This window comes from Flavobacterium sp. W22_SRS_FK3, assembly GCF_052113665.1.
Lineage (GTDB): Bacteria > Bacteroidota > Bacteroidia > Flavobacteriales > Flavobacteriaceae > Flavobacterium.
Genome location: NZ_JBGQOF010000026.1, coordinates 37,564 through 46,193, shown reverse-complemented (window position 1 = coordinate 46,193; position 8,630 = coordinate 37,564). Strand labels below are relative to the sequence as shown.

Here is an 8,630-nt window from a genome sequence, read left to right as displayed (position 1 = left end):
AGAGATGCGGCCACCACTTGTGAGAGTGCTTCAAGATTAACGGTAACCATTAGCGTAACGGATCCTGGTAGCCCAACCACTACCGATAGTACACAAGATTTCTGTATTTCTAATTCGCCAACAGTTGCCAACATTCAGGTGAATGAGTCCAATGTAGTTTGGTATAGTTTGAGTGCAGGCGGTACTGGAATTTCACCGACAACAGCTTTGACAAACGGTATTTATTACGGAGCTATTTTAGATCCGCTAACAGGTTGTCAGAGTAGTGTAAGATTAGCTGTTACCATCACAATTAACAACCCAACGGTAACGCCAACTACAAACTCAGCAGTACAGGATTTTTGCTCAATAAATACACCAAAAGTATCTGATATTCAGGTAAATGAAGCAAATGTAGTTTGGTACAACACCCCAATAGGTGGAACGCCATTAGCAGCAACAACAGCTTTAGTGACTGGATTATATTATGGAGCTATTTCAAGTACAATAGGTTGTGAAAACGCAATGAGATTAGTAGTTACAGTAAATGTAAATACTTCTGGTGTAGTTACTACAACAAGCACAACGCAAACATTTTGTTTGTCAAAAGCTCCAACTGTAGCTGATATTCAGGTAAATGAGTCAAATGTTGTTTGGTACAGTACACCAACCGGTGGAACACCCTTAGCGGCAAATACACCTCTTACTGCCACAATTTATTATGCTACATTGTTAAGTAACACAACAAATGGTTGTGCAAATGCGACACGTTTAGCAATAACGGTAGGTTTTGAAAATGATGCATTGTATCCAATTACTTCAACAAATGATACGCCATGTGTCTTCCAGGGAGTCACATATTCTGTAGCAAATGGAAAATCAAATTATGTTTGGTCAGTTACAAATGGAAATATTACTTCAGGTGGAGGAATAGCTGATGGATCTGTAACAATTTCATGGTCTGATGTTGGTCCGGGAACAGTTAGCGTAACATATGTCAATACATGTGATGAGACAACTACAAAAACATTAAATGTAACAGTTGCAACATGTTCAGACCTTACGATAACCAATACTGTTAGTAATCCTACACCTAATTTTGGTGAAGAAGTAGTCTTTACCATAGCAGTAAATAATGTTGGTCAGGGTACTATTCTTAACATACTTGTTAGTGAATTAATTCCAAGCGGATATGAATTAGTTTCTTCTTCTACAAGCACAGGTGTATATGATCCAGCAACTCAGGTTTGGACAATTCCAACTTTAAATGCCGGAGAAAGTGAAACTCTCGAAATTAGGGTTATTGTATTGCCAAATGGTAATTACATAAATATAGCAACGATCGAAATTTCAACTCCCTTAGATGTTGATCCTACAAATAATTCAGCTTCAGCTTCAGTAGAACCAATTTGTTTAACGGTTTATAATGAGTTTACGCCAAATAACGACGGAGCAAATGATCTTTTCAGAATAGATTGTATTGAATCATATCCGAATAATGAATTAAAAGTTTTTAACAGATATGGCTCATTAGTTTACAGTAAAAAGCATTATGAAAATGATTGGGACGGTACGGCTAATGTATCGGGAACTATAAATAGAGGAGATATGCTGCCAACCGGTACTTATTTTTATGTGATAGACATTGGAGACGGAAAAATTAAAAAAGGATGGTTATCTATAATGAGATAAGCACTATTTAATCGTCAATTAATTAAACTAAATAAGTATCGTTATGAAACTATATATAAAATCATTAGAAGCGTATTTAATCTTAATATGTTCTATTATAACATTTAGTGCAAAAGCACAACAAGATCCGGAGTACACACAATATATGTACAACACTATGGCTGTAAATCCCGCTTATGCAGGTTCTACAGGGGTTTTAGAAGCTACCCTTTTGCATCGTTCGCAATGGGTTGGGATTTCAGGCGCTCCGGAAACTCAATCATTTTCTATTCATGCTCCACTTCGAAACGAAAAAATCGGTTTAGGATTAAGTGTCGTGAATGATAAAATTGGTCCATCGAGCGAATTATATCTTGACGGAAACTTTTCTTATTCTCTGGCATTGGGCTATGAAAAAAGATTAGCTTTTGGTTTAAAAGCCGGAATGCGAATGCTTAATATAGATTGGTCTAAAGGCAGATACTACGACCCTAATGATGTTTTGTTAAATCAAAACATTGACAATCAGATGAAATTAGCTGTTGGAGCAGGGATTTATTATTACACAGATAAATGGTATTTAGGTTTATCAATTCCAAGTTTTATCGAAAACGATTATTATGATGATGTTCAGGAATCTATAAACTACGATCGTTTGCATTATTATTTGATGGGAGGATATGTGTTTGATTTAAATCCGAATTTGAAATTCAAACCTGCATTTTTAGTAAAAGCTGTAAGCGGGGCTCCGCTTACAGCTGATGTTTCGGCAAACTTTATGCTTTATGAAAAATTTGTCATAGGTGGTTCGTATCGTACAGATGATTCAGTAAGCATTTTAGCAGGTTTTCAATTATCAAAAAGCTTTTATCTAGGATATGCTTTTGATTATACGGTAAGCGAATTGAATAAGTATAATGACGGTTCGCACGAATTTATCTTACGTTATCAATTTAATAAAAATCAAAGCAAAATCAAATCCCCTCGATTCTTCTAAAAAATAAACCTTATGAAAAAACTATATATCCTAAGTCTGGTTTTGAGCTTTACGGTTTGTTTTGCTCAGACGAATTTAAAAAAGGCTGATGCGTTGTTCAGAAACTATTCTTATACTGATGCTTCAAAGGCCTACGAAGAAATTTTACAGAACATAAAAAATCCTTCGGCACAAACTTTAAAAAATGCAGCCGATTCTTATTATTTTATTTCCGATTCCCGAAATGCGCTTAAATGGTACAGAAAGTTATATACAGTACAAGGCAATAATTTAACTGATATCTACTATCTGCGTTACATTCAATCGATGAAAGCCGTGATGGATTACGAAGAAGCAAATAGGGTTACAAAAGAATATCTGGATAAAAAAGGAGATAAAAATGAAATAAACAGATACGTTGCTCAAAAAAAGCAAATGGACAGTCTTGCTAAAACAAAATCACTTTACGAAATAAAAGATTTGGATATCAATACAAGTAAATCTGATTTTGGAGCCACATTTTTTCAGGACAAAGTTGTGTTTACTTCGGCTAGAGATACAACAAAATTCAGCGAAAAATTGTATACATGGAACAATCAGCCTTTTCTGAATTTATATGTTTCCGAAAGAAATGCAGCCGATGGAAGTTTATTCAACGAAAGAATGTTTTTACCAAACGTAATGACTAAATATCACGAAGCAACAGCCACTTTTGATGCCAGTGGAAAAACAATTTATTACTCAACAAATATTGTTAAAAAAAACAAATTGGTTATAGACGAAACAAAAACCAATAATTTTCAAATTATTAAAGGTTCTATTGTTGACAACAAATTAGAAAATCCTCAAAAAGTTTTTTTCAACAGTGACGATTATTCTGTGGGACATCCTTCTTTAAGTGAAGACGGGCAATGGCTTTTCTTTGCTTCAGATATGCCGGGAGGATATGGTGAAACGGATTTATATTATGTGAAAATTGCAGCTGATGGCACAATGAGTTCACCTGTAAATTTAGGTCCAAAAATTAATACTCTCGGAAACGATCTTTTTCCATTTTTTCGTAACGGAAAACTTTATTTTTCTTCAGATGGACACTATGGATGGGGAGACTTGGATGTTTATGAAAGTATATTTTTAGAAGATGGAACTTTTTCGGAACCTAAAAATTTAGGAGCCCCCATAAATAGTAACAAAGATGATTTTGCTTTTATAATTGATAAATCGGGTCGTTTTGGTTATTTCTCTTCAAACAGAGAAGGTGGAAAAGGAGATGATGATATCTATTCATTTACAAAAGGAACTCCGGTTTGCAACCAAACCATTTCGGGCATGGCAATAGATCGCAAAACAAGATTACCTCTTACTGACGTTACAATCATGGGATACAACTCTTTTAGTGATGTTCTTGGTGAAACAAAAACGAATTTCGAAGGTAAATATGCTCTGGTTGTTCCATGCGGTAAAACGGTTAAAATGATTGCTGCTAAACCAAATTACAGCAGTGATGATAAAACAGTAGAAACAACAATGGAAAACGAAGGTGAGATTCCGGATGTTAATTTTGAACTTAGCAATTATGATGATTTGGTTGTGAAAAAGAAAGGAGTTGAAAAAGTTGATGTTAAACCCATTTATTTTGATTACGATAAATATGATATAACACCTTTAGCAATTGAAGAATTAACCAAAGTAGTTTTCATCATGCAAAAATTCCCTAACATTCGTATCAAAATTGAGTCACATACTGATTCTCGCGGGAAAGACGCCTATAATCTCAAGCTTTCTGATAACAGGGCAAAATCAACCCGTGATTATATTATTGCACAAAACATTGATCCTTCAAGAATAGAAAGTGCGATTGGTTATGGCGAAAGCCGATTAATAAATAAATGTAAAAATGGGGTAAAATGTACAGAAGAAGAGCATTTGTTAAACAGACGTTCTGATTTTATCATTATTCAAAAATAATAGGTTAGTTAGTTTAGAGTGTTGATTATTAATTTTAAAAGTGCAGAATTTAAAGCCATTTGGAAGTTGGTTTTGTTTTAATTCTTTTTTTAAGGATAATGGACAGAAGAAAATCAAGTTGCATTTTTTTGCAACTTGATTTTTGATTTTTAAAACTTTCGGTTTTTAATATTTTTCAATAAAATAATCCTAATTTTGAGGTTCAGTTTTTCTAAATTATAATCTGCATCATTTTATTATTTTATGAGTATTCAAGAAACAATTCAGGCTTTACGAAACGAACTTAATCAGCATAACTACAATTATTATGTACTTGATAATGCTACAATTTCAGACTATGATTTTGATGTGAAGCTAAAGGAACTTCAGGATTTAGAAAACAAACATCCTGAATTTTTTGATGAGAATTCTCCATCACAGCGAGTTGGAGGAACTGTTACCAAAAACTTTAAAACTATTGCGCATCAATTCCGAATGTATTCTTTAGACAATTCTTATTCTAAAGAAGATCTGTTAGATTGGGAAAATCGAATTCAGAGAGTTCTGGGCAACGTGGATTTAAAATATACATGTGAGTTAAAATATGATGGAGCTTCAATAAGCATTACATATGAAAATGGAAAACTGGTTCAGGCTTTAACACGGGGAGATGGTTTTCAGGGCGATGAGGTTACTAATAACATCAAAACAATCAGATCCATTCCGTTACAATTAAAAGGAAATTATCCTGATAAATTTGATATTAGGGGCGAAATAATTCTGCCTTTGAAAGGTTTCGAAAAAATGAATCAGGAATTAATTGAAATTGGAGAAACGCCATACTCAAATCCTAGAAACACAGCTTCGGGGAGTTTGAAATTACAGGATAGCGGTGAGGTTGCCAAACGGCCTTTAGAATGCCTATTGTATTCGGTTACAAGTAATAACCTCCCTTTTTCTTCGCAAATGGAAGGATTACTCTCAGCTAGAGATTGGGGTTTTAAAGTCCCGGGCGAAGCAAAATTAGTCAATGATATGAACGAAGTTTTCAACTTTATTGATTACTGGGATGTGCATCGTCACAAGTTACCGTATGAAACGGATGGAGTTGTGGTGAAAGTAAATAGTATTCAGCATCAGCAGGAATTAGGATATACTGCAAAATCACCACGTTGGGCAATTGCTTACAAATTTAAATCTGAACAGGTTTCAACCAAGTTAAATTCAATATCCTATCAGGTTGGGCGTACAGGTGCCATAACTCCTGTAGCAAATTTAGTACCCGTACCATTAGCCGGAACTATTGTAAAAAGAGCTTCGTTGCACAATGCAGATCAAATTGAAAAATTAGATATTAGAATTAATGATACTGTTTTTGTTGAAAAAGGAGGTGAAATTATTCCGAAAATTATTGCTGTTGATTTAGAGCAGCGTCCTAAAAATTCAGAAAAAACAGTATATATTACTCATTGTCCGGAATGTCAGACTGAATTGGTTCGTACAGAAGGCGAAGCAAATCATTACTGTCCTAATTTTTATGGTTGTCCGCCACAGATTATTGGGCGAATCCAACATTATATTTCTAGAAAAGCAATGGATATTGAAGGATTAGGAGGTGAAACCGTTGCCTTGCTTTTCAAAAACGGTTTGGTTCATAATTATGCCGATTTGTATGAATTGAAAGTCGAGGATATTTTACACTTGGAAAGAATGGCACAAAAATCAGCCGAAAACTTAGTAAATGGTGTGGAGAAATCAAAAGAAATTCCTTTTGAAAGTGTCTTATTTGCACTCGGAATTCGTTTTGTTGGCGAAACTGTAGCTAAAAAATTAGCCAAACATTACAAAAATATTGAGGCGTTAAGTCAGGCTTCTTTAATGGAATTAATTTTAGTTGATGAGATAGGTGAAAGAATTGCCAGAAGCGTAATTGAATTTTTTGAAAATGAAGAGAATAAAAAAATCATTGAACGCTTAAAAAAATATGGAGTTCAATTTAAAATAGTTGAAAAAATAAATCCGAATGCTACTGAAAAATTCAACGGCAAAACATTTGTTGTTTCAGGTGTTTTTGCTCAATTTTCAAGAGATGATTTAAAAAAAGCCATCGAAGATAATGGAGGAAAAGTAGGGAGTTCTATTTCTGCAAAAACAGATTTCGTAGTGGCTGGAGATAATATGGGGCCTGCAAAATTAGAAAAAGCTACTAAATTAAATATTCCAATACTATCAGAGGAAGATTTTATTATAAAGCTTAATCAAACAGAATAGGGGTTATACCTAAAAAGATAAAAATCAATTATCGCATAATTTATACGATAATTGATTTTCCTTCATTAGTATGTGATTTGTTCTTATCAAAATAAAAATCTATTCTTCCTAAATTTATTCCATAGCATCCAACTTGGTTTACCAATACATTTTCATTGGCTTTGTTTTTTACGATTGTAGGTTTGTCTAGAAAAGTATGTGTGTGCCCGCCAATAATTAAATCGATGTCTTGTGTTAATCCGGCTAGTTTCAAATCACAAATTCTTGTAGCGTCATCTTTGTATTTATAACCCAAATGTGAAAGGCAAATTACTAAGTCGCATTTTTCTTCTTTTTTTAATAATTGAGTCAAATCCTGTGCAATTTCTACAGGATTATTGTAGACAGTTTCCTTATACATTTTTTTATCAACCAATCCGTCCAGTTCTATTCCTAAACCAAAAACGCCAACTTTTATTCCGTTTTTAATAAAGATTTTATAAGGTTTCACAAGACCGTTCATAACTGTATTTTTAAAATCATAATTCGAACAAATGAAATCAAAACTGGCATGTGGCATTTGAGCATATAAGCCCTCAAGACCATTATCAAAATCATGGTTTCCAATTGTAGACGCATCATATTTCATCATGCTCATCAATTTGAATTCAAGTTCTCCACCATAATAATTAAAATAAGGAGTTCCCTGAAAAATATCACCCGCATCTAATAAAAGTACATTTGGATTTTCTTGGCGAATAGTTTCAATAAGTGATGCGCGACGTGATACGCCGCCTTTATTTGGATTGCGAGGATCATCTGCTGGAAAAGGGTCTATATGACTGTGAACATCATTGGTATGCAAAACAGTTAAATGCTTAATTTCATTAGTTTCAAAACTGCTTAATGATAAGCCTAAACTTAATAAAGCAGTACTTGCAGCTGTTTTTTCGATAAATTCTCTTCTTTTCATTGTGTATTTTTTACGAAAAACGTATGTATTTTATTTTCTGATTCAAATTTTATTATTCTTCTTTAATTCGGATATCTTTTGTTATCGGAATTGTATCTACTTCTTTAAAATAATCAATCAGTACATTTCGAAGTTTATAATTTAAATCATATTTCTGAACTGCTTTCAGGAAAAAATTCATGCTATCACCTCCATTTGCCAGATAGTCATTAGTAGCTACATAATAAATAGTATTGTTGTCAAGAGGTTTTCCTTGTATAAGTATATTTTTAGCAGTATTATCTCTTGCAATTGTAAGAGTCATTCCCGACAAAGGATGAGGTTTTTTTTCTTTAATGATATAGGCAGTCATTTCAAGAATCTGATCGCCTTTTAAAGCAAGTACTACCAAATTATTTTCAAAAGGCATAATTTCATAAGCAGTTCTTGTCGTTACATTTCCTTTTGGTAAAATAGCTCTGATTCCACCATGATTTAAGAAACACAAATCAATTTCTTTTTTTTCGCGTGCTTTAAAAACGGGGTTTCCTTTTGCCAGACAAACATCAGCCATTAGATTCCCTATGGTGGTTTGCCATTTTCCGGTGCTTTTGTCTAAGGTTTCCGGACAGTAAGCCAATACGCTGTCTAAATCTTTATTAATATGATCCCGATATGGCTTAATAAAATTATCAATTTCAGGAGTTTGACTGTTTTTTTCAGTAATAGTAAGTTGCTTTCCTTCTATCCTCGTTAAGTTGTAGTTTTTCGGGCTGCATGAAAATATAAAAAAAAGTGTTAAGAATATAACAAAAAGTTTTAAAAATCCGTTATACTTTTTTAGTTTTGCCATCT

The 8,630-nt window shown here is 33.5% G+C and carries 6 protein-coding genes; 4 read left to right on the top strand and 2 right to left on the bottom strand.

Features of this window, described 5'->3' with window-relative positions; all coding sequences use genetic code 11:
* The 4 genes from ACEN2I_RS17970 to ligA form a co-directional block, all read left to right on the top strand.
* Positions 1-1,671: gliding motility-associated C-terminal domain-containing protein (locus tag ACEN2I_RS17970; protein ID WP_441767481.1), on the top strand; the 1,671-nt coding region annotated here is incomplete at its 5' end.
* Positions 1,672-1,714: 43 nt separating this feature from the next.
* Positions 1,715-2,647, top strand: a complete 933-nt coding sequence (locus ACEN2I_RS17965) for a PorP/SprF family type IX secretion system membrane protein (protein ID WP_441767480.1) — start codon at positions 1,715-1,717, stop codon at positions 2,645-2,647.
* Positions 2,648-2,659: 12 nt separating this feature from the next.
* Positions 2,660-4,594, top strand: a complete 1,935-nt coding sequence (locus tag ACEN2I_RS17960) for an OmpA family protein (RefSeq protein WP_441767479.1) — start codon at positions 2,660-2,662, stop codon at positions 4,592-4,594.
* Positions 4,595-4,837: 243 nt separating this feature from the next.
* Positions 4,838-6,844, top strand: a complete 2,007-nt coding sequence (gene ligA, locus ACEN2I_RS17955) for an NAD-dependent DNA ligase LigA (protein ID WP_441767478.1) — start codon at positions 4,838-4,840, stop codon at positions 6,842-6,844.
* A gap of 40 nt (positions 6,845-6,884) precedes the next feature.
* On the opposite strand, the gene ACEN2I_RS17950 is transcribed toward ligA, so the two are convergent.
* Both ACEN2I_RS17950 and ACEN2I_RS17945 read right to left on the bottom strand, forming a co-directional pair.
* A complete protein-coding gene (locus tag ACEN2I_RS17950; protein WP_441767477.1) occupies positions 6,885-7,796 on the bottom strand; it encodes a bifunctional metallophosphatase/5'-nucleotidase in 912 nt (303 codons plus the stop codon).
* A gap of 52 nt (positions 7,797-7,848) precedes the next feature.
* A complete protein-coding gene (locus tag ACEN2I_RS17945) occupies positions 7,849-8,628 on the bottom strand; it encodes a 5'-nucleotidase C-terminal domain-containing protein (protein WP_441767476.1) in 780 nt (259 codons plus the stop codon).
* Positions 8,629-8,630: the final 2 nt, after the last annotated feature.

Excerpts from the sequence above, each read along its gene's own strand:
- ACEN2I_RS17965 (WP_441767480.1), top strand. The coding sequence starts at position 1,715 with ATGAAACTATATATAAAATCATTAGAAGCGTATTTAATCTTAATATGT.
- ACEN2I_RS17960 (WP_441767479.1), top strand. The coding sequence starts at position 2,660 with ATGAAAAAACTATATATCCTAAGTCTGGTTTTGAGCTTTACGGTTTGT.
- ligA (WP_441767478.1), top strand. The coding sequence starts at position 4,838 with ATGAGTATTCAAGAAACAATTCAGGCTTTACGAAACGAACTTAATCAG.
- ACEN2I_RS17950 (WP_441767477.1), bottom strand. The coding sequence starts at position 7,796 with ATGAAAAGAAGAGAATTTATCGAAAAAACAGCTGCAAGTACTGCTTTA.
- ACEN2I_RS17945 (WP_441767476.1), bottom strand. The coding sequence starts at position 8,628 with ATGGCAAAACTAAAAAAGTATAACGGATTTTTAAAACTTTTTGTTATA.